The 17851-nt window shown below is 66.5% G+C and carries 17 protein-coding genes; 11 read left to right on the top strand and 6 right to left on the bottom strand.

Going from position 1 to position 17851, the window contains the following annotated elements:
- Positions 1-231: 231 nt before the first annotated feature.
- The 6 genes from ACNH6H_RS12010 to ACNH6H_RS11985 form a co-directional block, all read right to left on the bottom strand.
- Positions 232-3426 carry a two-component regulator propeller domain-containing protein gene (locus ACNH6H_RS12010; RefSeq protein WP_418317948.1) on the bottom strand — a complete coding sequence of 1065 codons (3195 nt, stop codon included), beginning with the start codon at positions 3424-3426 and terminating at the stop codon, positions 232-234.
- Positions 3427-3636: 210 nt separating this feature from the next.
- Entirely contained in the window at positions 3637-3903 is a 267-nt protein-coding gene (locus ACNH6H_RS12005; RefSeq protein ID WP_418317946.1) for a hypothetical protein, read from the bottom strand.
- Between the two features lie 124 nt (positions 3904-4027).
- Positions 4028-6172 carry an ATP-binding protein gene (locus tag ACNH6H_RS12000; protein ID WP_418317945.1) on the bottom strand — a complete coding sequence of 715 codons (2145 nt, stop codon included), beginning with the start codon at positions 6170-6172 and terminating at the stop codon, positions 4028-4030.
- On the bottom strand, positions 6169-7377 hold the full coding sequence (locus tag ACNH6H_RS11995) for an ABC transporter substrate-binding protein (protein WP_418317943.1): 1209 nt from the start codon (positions 7375-7377) through the stop codon (positions 6169-6171). Before ACNH6H_RS11995 ends, ACNH6H_RS12000 begins: the two co-directional genes overlap by 4 nt.
- Before the next feature lie 57 nt (positions 7378-7434).
- Positions 7435-8160 carry a DUF6064 family protein gene (locus ACNH6H_RS11990; RefSeq protein WP_418317942.1) on the bottom strand — a complete coding sequence of 242 codons (726 nt, stop codon included), beginning with the start codon at positions 8158-8160 and terminating at the stop codon, positions 7435-7437.
- A gap of 7 nt (positions 8161-8167) precedes the next feature.
- The gene (locus tag ACNH6H_RS11985; RefSeq protein ID WP_418317940.1) at positions 8168-9118 is read right to left on the bottom strand and encodes an aldo/keto reductase; all 951 of its coding nucleotides are present in this window, start codon (positions 9116-9118) and stop codon (positions 8168-8170) included.
- A 116-nt stretch (positions 9119-9234) separates the two neighbouring features.
- Between ACNH6H_RS11985 and ACNH6H_RS11980 the strand changes: the two genes are divergently transcribed.
- From ACNH6H_RS11980 to ACNH6H_RS11930, 11 genes are all read left to right on the top strand, one after another.
- Complete coding sequence (locus ACNH6H_RS11980; protein ID WP_418317939.1) at positions 9235-9618, top strand: hypothetical protein; 384 nt, start codon at positions 9235-9237, stop codon at positions 9616-9618.
- Positions 9619-9802: 184 nt separating this feature from the next.
- Positions 9803-10318 carry a DUF1269 domain-containing protein gene (locus ACNH6H_RS11975; RefSeq protein ID WP_418317937.1) on the top strand — a complete coding sequence of 172 codons (516 nt, stop codon included), beginning with the start codon at positions 9803-9805 and terminating at the stop codon, positions 10316-10318.
- 55 nt (positions 10319-10373) lie between these two features.
- Positions 10374-10886: a hypothetical protein gene (locus tag ACNH6H_RS11970; RefSeq protein ID WP_418317936.1), complete on the top strand. Its 513-nt coding sequence runs from the start codon at positions 10374-10376 to the stop codon at positions 10884-10886.
- A 36-nt stretch (positions 10887-10922) separates the two neighbouring features.
- Positions 10923-12032 carry a c-type cytochrome gene (locus tag ACNH6H_RS11965; protein ID WP_418317934.1) on the top strand — a complete coding sequence of 370 codons (1110 nt, stop codon included), beginning with the start codon at positions 10923-10925 and terminating at the stop codon, positions 12030-12032.
- 63 nt (positions 12033-12095) lie between these two features.
- Complete coding sequence (locus ACNH6H_RS11960) at positions 12096-13874, top strand: cytochrome c oxidase subunit I (RefSeq protein ID WP_418317933.1); 1779 nt, start codon at positions 12096-12098, stop codon at positions 13872-13874.
- Positions 13871-14518 carry a cytochrome c oxidase subunit 3 gene (locus tag ACNH6H_RS11955; protein WP_418317931.1) on the top strand — a complete coding sequence of 216 codons (648 nt, stop codon included), beginning with the start codon at positions 13871-13873 and terminating at the stop codon, positions 14516-14518. Before ACNH6H_RS11960 ends, ACNH6H_RS11955 begins: the two co-directional genes overlap by 4 nt.
- Positions 14519-14540: 22 nt before the next feature.
- Positions 14541-15236, top strand: a complete 696-nt coding sequence (locus ACNH6H_RS11950; RefSeq protein ID WP_418317929.1) for a heme-copper oxidase subunit III family protein — start codon at positions 14541-14543, stop codon at positions 15234-15236.
- A gap of 9 nt (positions 15237-15245) precedes the next feature.
- Positions 15246-15569: a cytochrome C oxidase subunit IV family protein gene (locus tag ACNH6H_RS11945; RefSeq protein ID WP_418317927.1), complete on the top strand. Its 324-nt coding sequence runs from the start codon at positions 15246-15248 to the stop codon at positions 15567-15569.
- 40 nt (positions 15570-15609) lie between these two features.
- Positions 15610-16515: a heme o synthase gene (cyoE, locus tag ACNH6H_RS11940; RefSeq protein ID WP_418317925.1), complete on the top strand. Its 906-nt coding sequence runs from the start codon at positions 15610-15612 to the stop codon at positions 16513-16515.
- 158 nt (positions 16516-16673) lie between these two features.
- Positions 16674-17024: a hypothetical protein gene (locus ACNH6H_RS11935; RefSeq protein WP_418317923.1), complete on the top strand. Its 351-nt coding sequence runs from the start codon at positions 16674-16676 to the stop codon at positions 17022-17024.
- Positions 17025-17129: 105 nt separating this feature from the next.
- Complete coding sequence (locus ACNH6H_RS11930; protein ID WP_418317922.1) at positions 17130-17837, top strand: haloacid dehalogenase type II; 708 nt, start codon at positions 17130-17132, stop codon at positions 17835-17837.
- Positions 17838-17851: the final 14 nt, after the last annotated feature.

The following is a 17851-nucleotide window of genomic DNA, read 5'->3' as shown; positions in this document are numbered from 1 at the left end:
CCCCGGCAATCCGGCCGATCCCGCGCCGTGGCCGCAAAAAAGCTGGTGCGGGCTCTCCAATCCGGCGCAGCGTGCAGTGTTCGACGCTGTGAGGCACTTAAGAAGACCGATGGATTTGGTTCTGTGGCTAGGCGCAAACCGCAGCGATACCGGTGGGTATCGCGAGGATTTGCAACGACGCCACGGGGCCAAAGACGCGGTCTTATGTGCCGAATAGCGTGGAACACTGCACTAAGGCTGCGCCGCGCTGGTCCAGTCGCCGAGGGATTGCGCCGCGACGGTCTGCAGGTCGCCACTGCGCACCCAGTCGACAAGCGGGCCGCGTGCCTGCTTCGGTGCGGTCGCGGCCGAGCCGGCGCGGATGCGCAGCGCGCCGAGCCAGCCGTTCCGGCCGGCCCGCTTGACGGCATACAGGCAGGCGTCGGCAATGTCGATCACGGTCTCCCAGTCAAGTGCCAGCGGCTGCTGCTCGGACAGCGGAAAACAGGCAAAACCGACCGAGCAGGTTTTCGACAGCCGGATCCCGTCGTCGAGCACGAAGGGTTCGTCGGCAATCGCCGCGCGGGCGCGTTCGGCCAGTTCGGCCGCATTGGCGCGCGTCGTATTGCGGGCGACGACGAGAAATTCCTCGCCGCCCCAGCGCACCAGGTGGTCGGACTCGCGGAATACCGCCTTCAACCGGTTGCTGGTCTGCATGATCACCGCATCGCCGGCGGCGTGGCCGTGGCGGTCATTGACGGCCTTGAAATGGTCGATGTCGAACATGTAGAAGATCAGGTCGACATCGGCTTCGCCGTCGGCCGAGCGAGGAGGCTGTCGCCGGCCTTCACGCGCCCGCACCGCCTGCGCGGCGTCGGCGGCGATGTTCAGTTCGAGAAAGCGGCGGTTGCGCAGGCCGGTCAGCGGATCGGTCAGGCTGGCCTCCTGCAGCGCCATCGTCAGCAGCCGCAGTTCCGCGGTGCGCTTCTCGACCTTCGATTCGAGCGCCAGCTGGTTCGCCTTCAGCCGCCGCGTCCGCCAGTGCACCACTGCGGCCAGCAGCGCCAGCAGCAGCAATCCGGCGAGCAGCCGGAACCACCATTGCTGCCACCAGGCCGGCAGCACTTCGACGTCGATTGCCAGTTCAGTGTCGTTCCAGACGCCGCTGCGGTTGGTCGCCCGGATCCGCAGCAGATAGCTGCCCGGATCGAGGTTGCCGTAGCTGGCGATGCGGTTGCCAGGGCCGGTATTGATCCAGTCCGGGTCGAATCCTTCGAGCCGGTAGGCATAACGAATGCGCGCCGGGTCGCTGTAATCGAGCGCGGCAAATTCGATGCTGAAGCTGCGCTGCTGCGGCGTCACCTGCAGGCCGCGCGCCAGCTGGCCGGCCGGCTGGCGATTGCCGTTGATGCGCAGCTCGGTGATCAGCAGCGGTGGCGCATAGTCCGAGACATCGAAGGATTCCGGCCTGACCACCATCACGCCCTTGCTGCCGCCGAACAGCATCCGGCCGTCGGCGGTCTGCACATACGAGCCGAACCATCCGGTGCCCAGGTCCGCACCGTCGACAGCGGTCAGGTCGCTGAGTCGATCGCTGACCGGATCGTAGAGATGGCGCTGGGTCCAGATGCGGCCGCGCTGGTCGGCCAGCAGATTGGCGCCGAATGGCCGGTTGACGATGCCGTGGCGCTCGCTGACGCGGTCGAAGCTGGCCTGCTGGCCATCCCACGTGGTCATCCGGTGCAGTCCGGCGATGCCGGTATCGACCCACAGGGTGTGCTGCTGGTCGACCAGCATGCCGGCGATGCTCGGATAGCCGAGGCCGGCTCCCGGCGGCGAACTGACGGCGATCAGTTCGTTGTTGCCGGCGGGCAGGTGAAAGAGCCCCTGCGCCGTGCCGACCCAGATGCCGCCGTCGGCCGCTTCGATAACGGCATGGACCGCACCGTTCAACGGCGGCGTGCCGGCCCGCGTCGCCACCCGTTGCGGCGCAGCAGCGCCGGGTTCCAGCCGATAGAGGCCGTCCTCAGTGGCGATCCACAAGCTGCCGTCGCTGCCGGCCAGCATCGTGCGGCAGGCCGCCAGTCCCGTTTGCATCACACGCATCAGCTGGCGATTGCGGCTGTACTGGTAGATCGTTGTCTCGGCGCCGAGCCAGACCGAACCATCGCGGGTCTGCGCCATCGCCGCAATACGAGCGGCGCTGCCATTGGCCTGCGGCACGACCTCGCCGATCACGCGCAGGTCGTTGTCCATCACCGCGATGCCGCCGCGGTGCGAAGCGGCCCAGATCTCGCCGTTGTCGAGCTGCAGCAGACTGCGCACGCTGGGCCCGTCGAGCCGGCTGCCAGGCGTCGCATCGGCGCCGCGGATCCAGATGCTGCGATTGTTCGGGTTGTGCCGCTGCAGCCCGAGCCCGAAACCGCCGACCCAGATCCAGCCGGCGTGGTCACGCACCAGCGTCGTCACCTCGTTGCCGGCCAGCCCGGTCGGTTTGCTGATGTCGTGGCGAAGCTGCAGCAGCAGCCGCAACGCACTGTCGAAGATGTCGATGCCGGCCAGCGTGCCGACCCAGGTCTCGCCGCCGGCGGCCTCGACAAAGCTGGTCACGCCGGCCCGGCGCGATGCCCCACTGTTGCCCAGTGGCGTGGCATCCCCGGTGGCCGGGTCGACGATCGCGACCGTGCCCTGTTGCGTGCCGACCCAGATCCGCCCGTCTGTCGCCTCGTGCAGCGCCTGCACCTGCTCGCCAGCCAGGGCCGGCGCGACCGGCTCGAAATGGCTGCTGCCGGCAGTCAGCCGCGACAGTCCATGCCAGGTGCCGACCCACAAGGTGCCGCGCCGGTCGACCAGCAGCGCCTGCACGCGGTCATCGGGCAGGCTGCCGGGCTGGCCGGAGTTGCGGAAGCGGGTGAAGCTCGACGTCGCGGGATCGAAGCGGTCGACGCCGCCGCCGATGCTGCCAACCCAGATCCGGCCATCCGCTCCCTCGGCGAGTGCACGCACCGTCGGCAGCACGCCGCGGTCGGCGCCCTCGCCGGCATTTTCGCCAAGGCCGAAATCGCTGACCTGCTCGGTGACCGGGTCGTAGCCGACCAGGCCGTTGTTTTCGGTGCCTATCCACAGCCGCCCATCGCGTGCCGGCAGCATTGCACGGATCCAGCCGAGATTGCGCCGGGCGGGGTTGCTCGATTCGCGCTCCTGCGGCCGGAAACGGTAGCCGTCGAAACGCACCAGGCCGTCGCCGGTGGCGATCCAGATCAGCCCGGCGCGGTCTTGCGCCAGCGTTGCGACGACATCGCGCGGAATCGATCCGGCGCCGATCGTCATGAAGCGCGGTTCCTGCAGCGGGCTGCGTTCGGGCAGAACGGACGGCGTTGCCTGGGCCTGCGCTGCTGCGCCTGCAAGCACGAAGACCAGAACGAACAGCCGGAAGCCTGCCAACATGGTGTGTTCTCCGCCGCGCGGCCCCGCACGGCGTTATTGCGAGGGTGCCCCTGCACCTCTGGCAGGCGAGGTGCATGCAAACGATTCTGCAACATCGCCAAGCGGCATTTGCGGCGCCGCTCGCGATGTTGCACAGGCGCGACGTCGGCCGGTGAAAGTCGGCGGGCCGGCGGTGATTCTCCGGCCCGGCAGCTGCTCAGGCGGCGCTGCTCAGCCCTTCGGCGCGGCCGCGTCCTTTTCGCATTTCTTCATGAAACTGGTCTTCGCCGCACCGGCCAGCTTCTTCTCGGCAGCGGTTTTCAGGCAGGCCTCGTTGGCCGGCGGCGCGGCATCTCGTTCGCACTTCTTCAGAAAGCTGGTCTTCGCCGCGCCAGCGAGCTTTTTCTCGGCGGCCTGGCTCGCGCAGTCGGCGGCAAAGGCCTGGCCGGCAAACAGCGCAACGGCTGCGCATGCGACGTTGATCAGGGGTTTGTTCATGAACGGCTTTCGCAATGAAGGGTTGGAGGAAGGCGCCGTCGCTGCGCGGCATCGTGATGCGCAGCGCCCGGGCGAAGCTTCAACGCGCTGGCGGCGCCAGCGGTGGACGCGCCGGCACCGCCGATCAGACCGGTTCGACCTGCGGCGGGACGACGGTGCGCAGCAGCGCCAGCAGCTCCGCAGTATCGATCGGCTTGACCAGATGCTGGTCGAAGCCGGCGGCGGCTGCCTTGTCCTTGTCGTCCGGCTGGCCGTAACCGGTGATCGCGATCAGCCGCGCGGTGCGCGTTTGCCGCCGGGCGCGCAAGGCCTGTGCCAGTTCGTAGCCGGTCAGACCCGGCAGGCCGATATCGAGCAGGAAGACGTCGACTTCGATGTCCTCGAGCAGTTGCAGCGCCGCTGCGCCGTCGTGCGCGATGCTGATGCTGTGGCCATGCAGTTCAAGCACCGCAGCCAGGCTCTCGGCGGCGTCGGCGTTGTCGTCGACGACCATCACGCGCAGGCCGCCGCCGTGCTGCGCCGCTGCAGGTGCCGGTGCAACCGGCACCGTCGTCTCCGGCTGCTGCAGCGGCAGCAGCACCGTGAATGCCGCGCCCTTGCCGGTGCCGCCGCTTTCGACCTCGATGTTGCCGCCGTGCAATGCGACCAGCCGCTTGACCAGCGCCAGGCCGAGCCCGAGCCCACCCTGCTTGCGGTCTGCGCTGCGCGCACCCTGCGTGAACAGCTGGAAGATCTCCGGCATCAGCTCGGCCGGGATGCCGTCGCCGTTGTCCTGCACGACGGTGCTGACGCCGCTTTCTCCCGGCTCGACCCGCACTGCGATCGAGCCGCCGGGCGGCGTATATTTGGCTGCATTGGTCAGCAGGTTGCTGAAGATCTGGATCAGCCGGGCACGGTCGCCGCGCACGAACATCGGTTTATCGGGGATATCGCACTGCAGCGAATGGCGGTTCTCCTCGATCAGCGGCCTGACCTGTTCGACCGCCATCGCGACGATGCCGGCAAACTCGTGGACCGCGATGTCGAGCGTGATCTGGCCGCGCGTGACACGCGACATGTCGAGCAGGTCGTCGAGGATCTCGCGCATGTGGCGGGCCTGTCGCGCGATGATCTCGCTGGTGCGCAGCACGCGCGGATCGGGATCGGGTGCGCGTTTCAGCAACTCCGCACCAGTCATGATCGGCGCAAGCGGATTGCGCAGTTCGTGGGCGAGCATCGCGAGAAAGTCGTCCTTGCGGCGGTCGGCCACCCGCAGCGCCTCGGTCAGCTGGCTCAGCTTCTCGCGTTCGAGCAGCAGCGCCGAATGCTGCTCGTCGAGGCGATCGAGCATCCTGTTGATCGATGAGGCGACGCTGGCCACCTCGCGGCTGCCGCTTTCGGCGGCGCGTTTGTGACGGCCGCTGCCGCTGCCGGCGAAGCGGCTCGAAAAATCCTGCAGGCGTTCGAGGTCGCGTGTGACCACTTTCGCGACCTTGGCGCCGGCGAGCACGACCGCGCCGAATACGAAGGCCGCAATCAGCAGGATCGCCAGGTAATGCGGTGCGACGTCGGCCAGGCGGGTCGCCGGCGGTGTCCGGCTGCTGATGCGAAAGCCCAGCTTGTCGAAGACCTCGGGCACCGGTACCCGCCCGGTCACCTCGCTGGACGCGCCGTCTGCTGCGGCGCCCCATTCGAGCACCAGGCCGTCGTCGCGCTGCAGGTCATTCAGCCTGATCCTGTAGAACAGCGCGCCTTCTGGAGAACTGGTGCGGGCGTATCGCAATGGTGCGAGTGCCACCAGTTCCGACGACTTGCTGTCGTTGCCAAAAATCGCCGCACTGCTGCGTCCGGCCTCGAGCTCGCCGCGCAGCCAGGCGAGTTGCTGCTCGCTGAAACGGGCCGCGCCGTTGCTCGCAATTTCCTTGCCTTCGAAATCGGTGAACAACACCTCGACCGGCACGCCGTTGATCTGGCGAATGCCGGCCAGAAACGGCGCCAGATAGGTTTCGCGGCCGGCGCTGTCGACCAGGCCGGTCGCAAGGATCGTGCTGCCGGCGACTTCGGCCATCCGGTCGGCGAGTGCCTCGAGGTCGTTGCCGACCGTCTCGGCCCTGAACTGGCGCTGGGTGGCCGCCAGTTGCTGCAGCGATTTCTGTTGCGCGAGGTGAATCAGCCACCACGAAGCCAGCGAAATCAGCAGCACCGCCGCTGCCGCCAGCCCGGCGGCGGCCAGCGCAAAGCGGTGCGCCATGCTGGCCGATCGCCAGCGTGCCAGCAGCCCGGGCTTCACTTGTCTGCCGGCACCAGCGCGCCGTCGCTTCGGTAGCGGACCATCAGCAGTTCCTGCGGTCCCAGGGCCTCGTGCCGCGATGGCGTGAACGGTGGCGCATACCGCTTGATCAGACCATCGTGGGCCGGCAGTTTCTCGAGCGCGTCGCGAACCGCCGCCCGATTGGTCGACCCGGCCAAGCTGATCGCCTTTGCCAGCAGGTGGGTCATGTCGTAGGCGTGCGCGACGCCGACCGGGCTTTCAATGTCCTCGATGCGCTTGATGCCGGCGCGCGCCGCGGTCACCATAAAGCGGTCGAGTGCCGGCTTGCGCGCATTGAAGAAGCTGAAGGTCTGGATCACCGAAAAATCGACCTGCTGCAAGGCCGACCCGGCCTCGTTGACGAAGCGCCCGCCGGTGACGCCCCAATGGCTGATCACCGGCACCCGCTGCGCTGCCGGCAATGCGGCCATTTCGCGCACCAGGACCGCGGCTTCGTCGTCGTTGGCAACCAGCACGACCACCTGCGCACCGGCCTGCAGCAGCTTCGAATACTGGGCGATCAGCGACTGCTCCTGCCAGTTGTACCAGGCGGTGGCGACGACCTTCGGCGAGTCGCGGTCGCGCAGATAGCGCTCGACCGCCGCGAGGTTGCTGCGCCCCCAGACCGTATTCGTCAGCAGCAGGCCGACCTTTTTCAGGCCGCGCTGCTCGGCGGTGCGCAACATGAACGGCATCGCCAGGCCGTCGCGCAGCGACAGCCGGAAGACAGGATTCGGCTCGCTTCCGTTGTCGACGATCGCGTCGGCCGCCGACCAGACGGCGAGGAAAATCAGGCCGGTCTGCTTCAGCACCGGCAGCTGCTCGATCACCACCGGGCTGAAACGGCCGCCGAAAACGGCGACCAGTTCGGGCATCTCGGCGAATTCCTTGATGTTGCGTATGCCGCGGGCCGGTATCGAGCGGTGGTCCTTGGTGACGATCTGCAGCGGACGGCCGCCGAGCACGCCGCCGGCTTCATTGATTTCGGTGATTGCAAGGCGGACGCCGAGCTCGACGGCTTGTGCCGAGGTGCTGTTCGTGAGCCCGAATTCGCCGTCGATGCCGAGCAGCACCGGCCGGTTGTCGGCTGCCAGCGCCAGCGTCGGGGCGGCCAGCAACGCCAGCAGCGCGTGGCCGAAATGGCGCCTCATCGCCACCGCCGAGTGGACAAACTGGAGACTCATCTGGAAGGTCATGGTGCTGGCCGAGTCGCGGAGGGGTCTGCACTGTAAGCGAAGGCATCAGCGCCGACGCAGCGGCTGCGCCGTCGCGGGCCGACTGTTGTACGAAGCGCTTGCCGCGGCGGCAAGCGGCAGACCGGCCGCTGCCAGCATCAGCCAACCCTGCGCCGAGCCCATCGCCCAGAACATCGCGGCGCTCGCCAGGCACCAGGCGAGCGGTATCGGCCAGGCCAGCCACGCCAGCACGCGCTGCAATCGCTGTTCCGGGTTGGCCAGCAGCAGCAGCGCGATCGTGCCGATCGCGGTCGGATCCGGCGCGAAGCCGAACACTTCAGCCTGCCACAGCGGACGGCCAGCCACCAGTCCGAGCAGCGGATGGCCGAGCAGTGCCCAAAAACCCAGCCCGAGGCCGATCCACAGCCGTGGTCCGCTGGCGACGCGCGGCCGGCTTGCCCACGCCGCGTTGGCAGCCAGCAGCAGCGCCTGCAAGACAAACAATGCCGCCGCGCTGCCGGCAATCCAGTTGATCGGCGCAAAGCGTTGCCACAGAAAGGCCCAACCGGCCCAGGCCCAGGCAGCGCCGACGACGAAGAACGCCAGCCGCATCGATCGGTCGGTCTGTTGCCCGGCATTGCGCAGGCAGCTCAGCAGCCAGGTCATCCCGGCAATGACGGCCAGCGGCTGCAGCGGCCAGCAGGCCCGGTTCAGGTCCTCGAACAGACGCCAGTAGATGTCCGGCGCGAACATCAGGAAGTCGGCCGGGCGATAGGTCCACCATTCGCTCAATCCGACCTCACAGGCTGGCGATCAGGTCGACGATGCGTCTTCGCGTCGCGGCGTCCGGCATCCTGCCGCCAGCGGCCGCCATGTTCTCGATCACGTGCGGCGGCTGGCGCGTTGCCGGGATCACACAGGTCACTGCCGGGTGGGCGACGATGAACTTCAGCACCAGCTGCGCCCAGCTGCGGCAATCGATGTCACCGGCCCAGGCCGGCAACCGGTGGCGTTGCAGCTGGTCGAGCAACGCGCCCTGCTGGAACGGGCGGTTGACGATCACCGCAATGCCACGCTCGGCGGCGATCGGCAACAAGCGGCGCTCGACCTCGCGGTCGACCGGGTTGTAGGTCAGCTGAACAAAATCGATCGGCTGCTTGCGCATCACCGATTCGAGCTCATCGTGCCGGCGGCCGTGCGAGGTCGTGATGCCGACATAGCGCAACTGGCCGGCCGCCTTCATCGCAAACAGCCGCGGCAGGTGCTGCTGCCAGGCGAGCAGGTTGTGCACCTGCATCAGATCGAAGCGCGGCACGCCCCAGAAGGCACGTGAGGCCTCGATCTGCCGGGCGCCGCGTTCGCCATCGCCGACCCAGACCTTCTCGGCCGAAAACAGCTGTTGCGGCAAACCGAGTCTGTCCAGGGCAAAACCGATCGTCGACTGTGACGATCCATACATCGGCGATGAGTCGATCATCGCGCCGCCGGCTGCAAAAAAGGCCTTCATCACCTCGGTGCAGCGCAGCAGCGCCTCGCGGTCATTGCCGACATTGAAGGTGATCCAACTGCCCAGGCCGACCAGCGGCAGCCGTTCGCCGCTCGGTGGAATCGGCCGCCCGCTCGCTGCGGTGGCCGCAGCAGCGTGACCCGGCACCAGGCCAGCCAGCGGCGCGGTGCAGGCCGCGAGAAGCAGTTCGCGCCGCTGCAGCATCGAATGTCTCAGCCTATCGCGGCGGGTGGTGTCATTCATTGTGCGGTTGATGCGGTCAGTTCGGCGGCGCCGAGGCGACGAAAGGATACGGCTGCACAGAAAACGGATTGCAGCCAGTGATCCGGCTCTCCGGACCGTTCTGAAAGGAGTTCATCATGAACACCAAGACCATTGTTGCCGGCTTGGCATTCGGATTCGTTGCGACCAATGCGCTTGCCGTCGAGGCCTCGCGCGTCGAGGTTCCCGTGACGTCGCTGCAGCGCGCCGAGATCCGCGCCGAGATTGTTCGCACGCCCGAAGCGGTCGGCGCCTTCAGTGCCACCGAAGCCTATGGCAGCTTCTCGGGCGCGATGCTGCACAAGATGGGCTCACTGAGCCGTGCCGATGTCGTTGCCGAAATGGCATTGCCGCATTGGCAGGCGCTGATCGCAGCGAAGAGCTCGACCTACAACGATTTCCGCGGCACATCGCCGAGCGAAGCACCGTTGGGCACCACGCTCGCCATCCACATCCAGCCGCGCGATTTTGTCGGCGGGTGACCGGTCAGCAATCGATTTTCAACCGCGCCGGCAACGGCGTTGCGCGCGGCACCCGGGGTGCCGCGCCGCTTGTCGTTGTGCGGCGCATGGGTCCGGGCTTATTGCGGACCGACAGGCATAGGTGTATAAATTTATTGAAGATTCACGTAAGCGCCGGCTTTCGGCGATGCAGTGAGGAGCCGAAATGAGCAAGCGCATCTACTGGTTGCTGCCCGATCTGGACAGTGCCCGCAAGACGATGAATGACCTGCTTCTGGCCCAGGTCAGTGTCAATCACATTCATTTCCTGGCCCGAGACGGCACCGATCTCGGCAAGCTCCACGAAGCCAACATCCTGCAGACCACCGACGTGATCCGTTCGGCGCAGTACGGGTTGACGATCGGCGCGGCCACCGGCGCGGTGGTCGGCGCGCTCGCCGCGGTCTTCTTCCCGGTCGTCGGTGAAGATCCGCAGTGGGGCATCGCGGCGCTGCTCGCGATCTTCGGCGGTGGCTTCGGCGCGTGGGCATCGAGCATGATCGGCATCTCGACACCGAGCGTGCGCCTGAAGCGCTTCGAAGGCGCGATCGAGCAGGGCCAGATCCTGCTGATGGTCGACGTGCCGCGTTCGCGGGTCGTCGAGATCGAGGAACTGCTGAAGGTGTCGCACCCGGAGGCGCGCCTGGAGGGTGTCGAGCCGGACATGCCGGCCTTCCCGTGATCCTGATGCAACACCGGCGCGCACCCTGCGCGCCGGTTCACTTGAGGAGTCCGTGATGGAAATGCAAATGCACCCCCACTACTGGAGCTGGCGTGCCCCCGACTGGCCCGCCGCCCTGGTGGCCGGCTTTGCAGCCAGCGCGGTCCTGATGGTTCTCGAACTGGCCTGGGCGGCGTCGCTCGGCGATACCGGCACCTGGGGAACGATGCGCATGGTCGCGGCGATCGTGATGGGCAGCGGCGTGCTCGAGGCCACCGGTTTCAGCGTCGGCATCGTCACGGTGGCCTTGCTGATCCATTACGTGCTCGGGCTGTTCTCCGGCGTGATGGTCGGCATCCTGATTTCCGGCTTCCACTGGGAACAGAGCCCCGGCGTGATGCAGGCAATCGGCGCGGCGTTCGGCACAGTGATCTACCTCGTCAATTTCTTCCTGTTGTCGCAGGTCTTCCCGTGGTTCGTCGAACTGCGCGGCTGGTCGACCTTCGTCGGACACCTGGTGTTCGGAATGTCCGCATCCTTCCTGTACTGGAAACTGAGCCGGCCGCAGCCCGCATCCGGCAACCGCTGATCGACGACACGGGCCACGGCCTGAGGAGCATGTCCCATGGTCATGGCAATCGTCCTCGTCGTCATCGTCATCGGTTCGGTGATCTTCCACATCGTCACGCCGTGGTGGACGACCGAACTGGCGTCGAACTGGAAGTCGATGGACGACACGCTGACGATCACGCTGCTGATCACCGGCCTGTTTTTCGTCGTCATCAACCTGTTCGTCGTCTATACGCTGGTCAAGTTCCGCCATCGCGCGGACCGGCCGCAGAAGGCCTCCTACCAGCCTGAAAACAAGCGCCTCGAGCGCTGGCTGATCGGCGTCACGACGGTGGGCATCGTCGCGCTGCTGGCGCCGGGCCTCGTCGTCTACGCGAAGTTTGTGACGCCGCCCGACGATGCGACGGTCCTCGAGGTGGTTGCGTCGCAATGGCAATGGCGGTACCGGCTGCCCGGCGAGTCCGGCAAGCTCGGCGGCAGCGATGCGCGCTTCGTCAGTGGCTCCAATCCGCTCGGGCTCGACCCCGACGATCCGGCAACGGCCGACAACATCGTGATCCTTGCCAACGAGGTGCACCTGCCGGTCAACAAGCCGGTCAAGGTGATCGCGCGATCCCACGACGTGCTGCACGATTTCTTCGTGCCGCCGATGCGCGCGCGGATGAACATCGTGCCGGGCCAGGTCAGCAGCTTCTGGTTCACGCCGACCAAGGTCGGCCGCTACGAAGCGATGTGCGCGCAGCTGTGCGGCACCGGCCACGCGAACATGCGCGGCGTCGTTGTCGTCGAGGACGAGGCGACCTACATGGCCTGGTTGCAGAAGCAGCCGACCTTCGCTGCGACGCAGTCGCTCGGCACTGCGATGGCGGCCGGCGCCGGTGGCGACCCGGTCGCGCTCGGCAAGACGCTGGCGCAGACCAAGGGCTGCATCGGCTGCCACAGCATCGATGGTTCTGCCGGTGTCGGGCCGACCTGGAAAGGCCTGTTTGGCAAGACCGAAACGCTGGCCGACGGCTCGACGATGGTGATCGACGATGCGGCGCTGAAGCGCGAAATCGCCGATCCGGCGGCGCGCGTCATCAAGGGTTATTCACCGATCATGCCGAAGACCGAGTTGACCGACGAAGAAGTGGACGCCTTGGCTGCCTACATCAAGGCGCAGTAGGCCGCGCCGGCCACGAGCCGGGCGGGCTGGTTTGAGCAGCGACGAGCACAACGGGGAAAGCCGATGTCTTATGTCCATGCCGATGACCACGGCGACGCGCACGACGCGCCGACGACGTTCATCACCAAGTACGTCTGGAGCCAGGACCACAAGGTCATCGCGGTGCAGTACGCGAGCGTCGCGATCCTGGTCGGCCTGGTCGGCGTCTTCCTGTCGAACGTGATGCGGCTGCAGCTCGGTTTTCCGGGCGTGTTCGAGTTCATCAATGCCGAGCGCTATTACCAGGCGGTGACGATGCACGGGATGATCATGGTGATCTACCTGCTGACCGCACTGTTCCTCGGCGGCTTCGGCAACTACCTGATCCCGCTGATGATCGGCTCGCGCGACATGGTCTTTCCGTACATGAACATGTTGAGCTTCTGGGTCTATCTGCTGTCGGTGATCGTGCTGATGATCAGCTTCTTCGTTCCCGGCGGGCCGACCGGCGCCGGCTGGACGCTGTATCCGCCGCAGGCGATCCTGCCCGGCACGCCGGGCTTCGACGGCGGCATCGTGCTGATGCTGGTCTCGCTGCTGATCTTCATCGTCGCAACGACGATGGGCGGCCTGAACTATGTGACAACGGTGCTGCAGGCGCGCTGCGAAGGCATGACGCTGATGCGCATGCCGCTGTCGGTGTGGGGCATCTTCACCGCGACCATCCTCGCACTGCTGGCCTTCCCGGCGCTGTTCGTCAGCGGCGTGATGATGCTGCTCGACAAGACGCTGGGTACCAGCTTCTTCATGCCGGCGCTGATCTCGATGGGCCAGCTCGCCGACTACAAGGGCGGCAGCCCGCTGCTGTTCCAGCATCTGTTCTGGTTCTTCGGCCACCCAGAGGTCTATATCGTCGCGTTGCCGGCCTTCGGCATCGTCTCCGACCTGCTGTGCGTGCACGCGCGCAAGGCGATCTTCGGCTACCGGATGATGGTCTGGGCGATCGTCGTGATCGGCGCGCTCAGCTTCGTCGTCTGGGCGCACCACATGTTCGTCAGCGGCATGAACCCGTGGTTCGGCTTCTTCTTCGCAACCAGCACGCTGATCATCGCGGTACCGACCGCGATCAAGGTCTACAACTGGGTGTTGACGCTGTGGCGAGGCGACATCCACCTGACGGTGCCGATGCTGTTCACGCTCGCCTTCATCCTGACCTTTCTGTCGGGCGGTTTGACCGGCCTCTTCCTCGGCAACGTCAGCGTCGACATCCCATTGTCCGGCACCTATTTTGTCGTCGCCCACTTCCACATGGTGATGGGCGTCGCGCCGCTGCTGGTCGTCTTTGGCGCGATCTACCACTGGTTTCCGAAGGTCACCGGTCGCATGCTCGACGACCGGCTCGGCCACCTGCATTTCTGGATCACCTTCATCGGCACCTACCTGATCTATTTCCCGATGCACTACCTCGGTGTGCTCGGAATGCCGCGGCGCTACTACAACTTCGACGGCTATGAATTCATACCGGCGTCGGCGCATTCGCTGAATGTCTTCATCACGGTGGTCGCGCTGATCGTCGGGGTGGCCCAGCTGATCTATGTCTGGAACCTGGTCTGGAGCGCGTTCAAGGGCAAGCCGGCCGATCCGAATCCGTGGCGCGCGACATCGCTCGAATGGATGACGCCGCAGACGCCGCCGGCGCACGGCAACTGGGGGCCGAAGCTGCCGGTCGTGCACCGCTGGGCCTACGCCTACAGCGTGCCGGGTGCGGCGCAGGATTTCGTGCCGCAGAATGCGCCGGCGTCGGAGGGCGGCGCCGAGCCGGAGCAGGAACACATCGGCGGCGCCGGGCGGGCCGGCTCATGATGCGCAGCGACACGATGCACAACCCGGCGATCGACGCCGCCGCCCGCGCCCGCGAGGCGCGGGCCCGCAGGATGCAGCCCGGTTTCAGCCAGAGCCTCGGCTTGTGGGTCTTCATCGGCGTCGCAACCGCGTTGTTTTCGTTGTTCATCGCCGCCTATGTGATGCGGATGGCCAATTTCGACGCCACCGCGATCGTGATGCCGTGGCAGCTGTGGCTCAGCACCGCATGGCTGGTCGGCGGCAGCATCTGGATGCAACGCGCCGCCGGCCTCGCCGCGCGCGGCGTCGATCTGCGCTGGCCGCTGCTCGCCGGCGGCGCCTGCGCGCTGGCCTTCATCGTCGTCCAGTGGTGGGCCTGGCAGGCCCTGCTCGAGCGCCAGGTCTCGCTGCAGGGCAATCCGGCTGGCAGCTTCTTCTATGTGCTGACCGCATTGCACGCGCTGCACGTCGTCGGCGGCCTCGCCGGCCTGCTGGTCGCATTGCGCGCGGCGCTGCGCCGCCCGCCGGACATCGTCGACACCGCGTGGCGGGTCGCGTTGTGCGCGCGCTATTGGCACTTCCTGCTGTTCGTCTGGCTGGCGCTGTACGCCTGCTTCAGTTTCATCACGCCGGAGGTCGCCGCGCTGATCTGCGGCACCCGCTGATCGATCACTGCCAGGAGTCCTGATGAGCACCTCGGCCATGCCCCCTCCACCCGGTACATCGACGCAGGCCGTCAGCGGCCTGCGCGGTTTCGTCGCCGACTGGTCCTCCGATTGCGAAACCTTCCACGTCGCCTGGGGCAAGGCGATGATGTGGATTTTCCTGCTCAGCGATACCTTCATCTTCGGCAGCTTCCTGACCGGCTACATGACGGTGCGTGCATCGACGACGGTGCCGTGGCCGAATGCCAGCGAGGTGTTTGCGCTGGAGGTTGCCGGCACCACGTTGCCGCTGTTGCTGATCGCGATCATGACCTTCGTGCTGATCACCAGCAGCGGCACGATGGCGATGGCGGTCAATTTCGCCTACCAGCGCGATCGCCACAAGGCCGCGCTGCTGATGTTCGTCACCGCGGCCTTCGGCGTGATGTTCGTCGGCATGCAGGCCTTCGAATGGACCAAGCTGATTGCCGACGGCGTGCGGCCCTGGGGCAATCCGATGGGTGCGGCGCAGTTCGGCTCGACCTTCTTCATGATCACCGGCTTCCACGGCCTGCACGTGACCGGCGGCGTGATCTACCTGATCGTCGTCGCGGTCCGGCTGATGCGCGGCAAATACGACCACAAGCCGAACTACCAGATCGTCGAGATCGTCGGCCTGTACTGGCACTTCGTCGATCTGGTCTGGGTCTTCATCTTCGCGTTTTTCTATCTCTGGTGAGGCGATGTCATGAGCAGCACTCCGGGAACCCATCAGCAGCAGCATCCGATCGGCCTTTACCTGAAGGTCTGGCTGCTGCTGTTCGTGCTCAGCGCCTTGTCGTACATGGTCGACTACTACCAGTTCCATGGCCTGTTGCGCTGGAGCCTGATCACGATCCTGATGCTCGTCAAGGCCGGCCTGATCATCGCCGTCTTCATGCACATGGCCTGGGAGCGGCTGGCGCTGGTCACCGCGATCCTGCTGCCGCCGACCGCGTTGCTGGTGCTGGTCTGGCTGATGTGGGCCGAAGCCGAGCACACCTTCCTGAGCCGGCTGTTCTTCTTCAGATGACCGCTCCAGCTGGCCGCACCGCCACGCCCGCCGCCTCGCAATGAGGGCCGCGGAAGTCATCTCGACACTCGGCGCAGCCCGCCGGCCGCGCTGGCGGGAATTTCTCGAGCTGACAAAGCCGCGCGTCGTCGCGCTGATGCTGTTCACGGTGCTGGTCGGCATGATGATGTCGACCCATGCGGCGCTGCCATGGGACACGGTCGTGTTCGGCACGCTCGGCATCGTGCTGGTGGCCGCCGGCGCAGCCGCCGTCAATCACCTCGTCGATCGCCGCATCGATGCGGTGATGGCGCGCACGCGCGCCCGGCCGCTGCCGCGCGGGACGCTCGCCGCCTCACAGGTCGCGGCATTTGCGCTGCTGCTGTCGGGCAGCGGCATGGCGGTGCTGCTGGTCTTCACGAACCCGCTGTGCGCATGGCTGACGTTCGCGTCGCTGATCGGTTATGCGGTGGTCTACAGCCTGTTCCTGAAACATGCGACGCCGCAGAACATCGTGATCGGAGGCGCCGCCGGCGCGGCACCGCCGCTGCTCGGCTGGGTGGCGGTCAGCGGCCAGCTCGAGGCCGGCGCATTGCTGCTGTTCCTGATCATCTTCGTCTGGACGCCACCGCATTTCTGGGCGCTGGCGATCCATCGCCGCGACGACTATGCGCGCGCCGGCGTGCCGATGCTGCCGGTCACGCACGGCATCGCGCACACCAGCGGGCGCATCCTCGCGTATTCGATCGCGTTGGTCGCGATCAGCGCGGTACCAGTCGCGATCGGCATGAGCGGCTGGCTGTATCTGGCGATCGCATTGCCGCTTGGTCTGCGCTTCATCATCCTGGCATGGAAGCTGCGCAGCGATGCGCGGCTCGCGATGCCGACCTTCCGCTGGTCGATCGTCTACCTGGCCGGCCTGTTTGCCGCGCTGCTGCTCGACCACTTCCTCGCGTCGTTTTTCTGAGCGGCGCCACGCCGGCCGTAGGACGCCGCCAAACCCCTGCTTGCGGCGTCGTCCGATGCCCGGCCACCGGCATGCTGTCGATACTGCTGTCATCGCGGAACCCGCGCCTTTGTTGCCATGCAGCCCAGGCGTCGACCGCACCGACGGAGAACAACACCATGCTGAAACTGACCCTGACTGCCGGCCTGCTGGCCGCGACGATCGGCCTCGCTGCCTGCGACCGCCGTCCTTCCGAACCCGATGTTCCGAAGGCCGAGATCGAGCAATCCGAACGCGCTGCACTGCTGGCCTATCCGTCCAGCGACCCATCACTGCCGCCGGCCAGCGTTGCATTGAACCGCAACAACGACCAGGCGCTGGCCGGGCCGCCGGCGACCTTGCACGTCGCGCCGTTGCCACCGGTCAGCGAATCGGTCGCGATGCCGCTCGGCGGCCAGAACAACGACCATTCGGCGCCGAAGTCGACCGATCCGGTGCCGGCAAAGGCGCCGGCTTCGCCGCTGCGTTGACGCGCCGCCAGGGCGGGTTGCAGCCGGTGCTGCGGCCGCTCTGATCGCGCTACAGTCGGGCATCGCGATTCGTCGCGGCGCGCAGTCCGCGCCCGCTTACCAACGATGCCCAAGATCCATGCGCTGATCTTTGATGTTTTTGGCACGCTCGTCGACTGGCGCAGTTCAATCGCGCGCGAGAGCCGTGTGCTGCTGGCGCCGCTCGGGGTCAACGTCGACTGGTTGGCGTTTGCCGATGTCTGGCGCAACCAGTACCAGCCGGCAATGGAAGAGGTGCGCAGCGGCAAGCTGCCCTTCTCGAAACTCGATCTGCTGCACCGGCGCAACCTCGATGTCGTGCTCGCCCAGTTCGGCCTCGATCACATTGACGAGACCACACGTGTCGATCTGAACCTTGCCTGGCACCGGCTCGATGCCTGGCCCGACGTGCCGCAGGGTCTGGCGATGTTGCGCAAGTCGTACCGAATCGCGCCGTGTTCGAACGGCAATATCTCGCTGATGGTCGATCTCGCGCGGCGCAACGAATTTCCGTGGGACGCGATCGTCGGCGCCGAACTCGCGCGCGACTACAAACCGAAGCCGGCGGTCTACCTGAACGCCTGCGATGCATTCGACTGCCGGCCCGAGCAGGTGATGATGGTCGCCGCCCATTCGTCCGATCTGGCCGCCGCAGCCGAATGCGGGCTGCGCACCGCATTCATCGCCCGGCCGGACGAATATGGCCCCGGCCTCGGCGAGGCAGCGGCCGAAGGTCCGGTCGATTTCACTGCCGCCAGCCTGACCGAACTGGCTCGGCAACTGGACCGAAACTGAACGGCGGCGAGGCC

The sequence above is a fragment of the Pseudideonella sakaiensis genome (assembly GCF_048320135.1).
Lineage (GTDB): Bacteria > Pseudomonadota > Gammaproteobacteria > Burkholderiales > Burkholderiaceae_C > Ideonella_A > Ideonella_A sakaiensis_A.
The sequence above is the reverse complement of the archived record's forward strand: the minus strand, read 5'-3'. Positions and strand labels throughout refer to the sequence as shown.

Bases quoted from the DNA above. Each gene is read 5' to 3' on its own strand.
- ACNH6H_RS12010 (WP_418317948.1), bottom strand. From the start codon at position 3,426: ATGTTGGCAGGCTTCCGGCTGTTCGTTCTGGTCTTCGTGCTTGCAGGC.
- ACNH6H_RS12005 (WP_418317946.1), bottom strand. From the start codon at position 3,903: ATGAACAAACCCCTGATCAACGTCGCATGCGCAGCCGTTGCGCTGTTT.
- ACNH6H_RS11995 (WP_418317943.1), bottom strand. From the start codon at position 7,377: ATGAGTCTCCAGTTTGTCCACTCGGCGGTGGCGATGAGGCGCCATTTC.
- ACNH6H_RS11985 (WP_418317940.1), bottom strand. From the start codon at position 9,118: ATGAATGACACCACCCGCCGCGATAGGCTGAGACATTCGATGCTGCAG.
- ACNH6H_RS11980 (WP_418317939.1), top strand. From the start codon at position 9,235: ATGAACACCAAGACCATTGTTGCCGGCTTGGCATTCGGATTCGTTGCG.
- ACNH6H_RS11975 (WP_418317937.1), top strand. From the start codon at position 9,803: ATGAGCAAGCGCATCTACTGGTTGCTGCCCGATCTGGACAGTGCCCGC.
- ACNH6H_RS11970 (WP_418317936.1), top strand. From the start codon at position 10,374: ATGGAAATGCAAATGCACCCCCACTACTGGAGCTGGCGTGCCCCCGAC.
- ACNH6H_RS11965 (WP_418317934.1), top strand. From the start codon at position 10,923: ATGGTCATGGCAATCGTCCTCGTCGTCATCGTCATCGGTTCGGTGATC.
- ACNH6H_RS11960 (WP_418317933.1), top strand. From the start codon at position 12,096: ATGTCTTATGTCCATGCCGATGACCACGGCGACGCGCACGACGCGCCG.
- ACNH6H_RS11955 (WP_418317931.1), top strand. From the start codon at position 13,871: ATGATGCGCAGCGACACGATGCACAACCCGGCGATCGACGCCGCCGCC.
- ACNH6H_RS11950 (WP_418317929.1), top strand. From the start codon at position 14,541: ATGAGCACCTCGGCCATGCCCCCTCCACCCGGTACATCGACGCAGGCC.
- ACNH6H_RS11945 (WP_418317927.1), top strand. From the start codon at position 15,246: ATGAGCAGCACTCCGGGAACCCATCAGCAGCAGCATCCGATCGGCCTT.
- cyoE (WP_418317925.1), top strand. From the start codon at position 15,610: ATGAGGGCCGCGGAAGTCATCTCGACACTCGGCGCAGCCCGCCGGCCG.
- ACNH6H_RS11935 (WP_418317923.1), top strand. From the start codon at position 16,674: ATGCTGAAACTGACCCTGACTGCCGGCCTGCTGGCCGCGACGATCGGC.
- ACNH6H_RS11930 (WP_418317922.1), top strand. From the start codon at position 17,130: ATGCCCAAGATCCATGCGCTGATCTTTGATGTTTTTGGCACGCTCGTC.